At 72.6% G+C, this 861-nt stretch carries 1 protein-coding gene and 1 pseudogene; both read right to left on the reverse strand.

From position 1 onward, the window contains the following. Positions 1-236: pseudogene (locus CF68_RS38650) on the reverse strand (putative porin); the annotation flags it as partial. 70 nt (positions 237-306) lie between these two features. Beyond that, on the reverse strand, positions 307-861 hold a 555-nt coding region (locus tag CF68_RS25080; RefSeq protein WP_035824122.1), incomplete at its 5' end, for an energy transducer TonB.

The raw sequence follows: 861 nt of genomic DNA on the forward strand, positions 1-861 counted from the left end.
GCCTGCTGCGCAGCCATGGCTTCGGTCTGGGCCTGGGCCAGCAGGGCCTCGCCGGTGTTCTTGTCGAGCGCGCCGCTCTGGATCAGGCCGCGGATCAGCTTGACCATGGCACTGTCGGCCGGCGCCGCGGCTTGCGCATGGCTGGCACCCGCGGCGCCGAGCAGCACGGCTGCCACGGCGGCGGCCAGCACGCTGGCGCGGCCCGCATGGCGATGGGGATGGACAAAGTGGTTCATCGGTTCGTTCTGCAGTCTGTTGGGATGAAGAGAAACGTCGGGCCGGCGCATGGCCGGGCCTTCAGGACATTCATGGCCGCCGGCCCTTGATCGACATGCGCATCGGGAACCGCAGCGATGCCGGTGGCCGCTCGTCGGCACGGAAATCGCGCACCATGGCCAGCACCGCCTGGTCGGTCGCGGCATTGCCCGAGCTGCCCGCCAGTTCGACCCGGGTGACGCGGCCCTCCGCGTCCAGCCAGAGCTCGATGCGGATGTCGTCGAAGGCCAGCTGGCGGGTGCGCTGGTCACGCACAAAGGCTTGCTGCAAGGCACTCGAGACATAGGCGGAATAAGACCGGCTGCCCAGCCCGCCGCCACCGCCGGTCATGCCGCCACCACCGCCGGCGCGGATGCCGAAGGCATCGGTGCCGGCCTCGGCGGCGCCGTCGATGGTGACCGGGTCGCCCAGGTCCTGCGAGGGGCTGGGCGGGCTGTCGTCCTGCGGCGCTTCGGCGGGCTCAGCGGGCTTGGGCTCGGGCTCGACCACTTCGGGCTTGACCGGCTCGGGCTCGGGCAGCTTCTCCGGCTCGGGCGGCGGCGGCGGCGGCGGCGGCAGCACCAGCGTGGGCGTGGCGGGGGCCCC

This window comes from Cupriavidus sp. SK-4 (assembly GCF_000611125.1).
GTDB classification, from domain to species: Bacteria; Pseudomonadota; Gammaproteobacteria; order Burkholderiales; family Burkholderiaceae; genus Cupriavidus; species Cupriavidus necator.